We start from the raw sequence: 466 nt of genomic DNA, 5'->3' as shown, positions 1-466 counted from the left end.
TGGCTAGAGTTCTATCCAATCCGATGGGATTCGATGGATGTCTATAGAAGCTGATAAGCTTCTATAGAGGTTTCTTCCAGTTCGATGGAAGCAGTGGCGAGAAGTCGTCTTGATTGGTCATCGCAGGTATTTTCTTGAGTACGTCGGTCATGTATGCGAGTGGGTCAATGCCATGCCGCTCGCAGGAGACAAGGATGGAGTAAATAATGGCAGTGCGCTTTCCAGCCTCTGGAGAGCCGATGAACAAGAAATTCTTTTTGCCTACTGCCGAGGGGCGGATTGCGTTTTCGATCAGGTTATTGTCCAGCTCGGCCTCGCCGTGCTTGAGCTGCACCTGCAGGGCGTCCCATTGGCCAAAAAAATACGTGCACGCTTTTCCAGATTTAGACTTAGGTCGGCTACGCCGAGCCAGGATTTTCACTATGGCATGGATGATACGCAGATGAGACTCGAACTTGGCTTGGCG

At 50.6% G+C, this 466-nt stretch carries 1 protein-coding gene; it reads right to left on the bottom strand.

The window, feature by feature from the left end; all coding sequences use genetic code 11:
- Positions 1–61 precede the first annotated feature (61 nt).
- A partial coding sequence (locus tag QEH59_RS18710) for an IS66 family transposase (protein WP_308986909.1) occupies positions 62–466 on the bottom strand: 405 nt, incomplete at its 5' end.

It is taken from the genome of Thalassobacterium sedimentorum (assembly GCF_031127905.1).
GTDB classification, from domain to species: Bacteria; Verrucomicrobiota; Verrucomicrobiia; order Opitutales; family Coraliomargaritaceae; genus Thalassobacterium; species Thalassobacterium sedimentorum.
The sequence above is the reverse complement of the archived record's forward strand: the minus strand, read 5'-3'. Positions and strand labels throughout refer to the sequence as shown.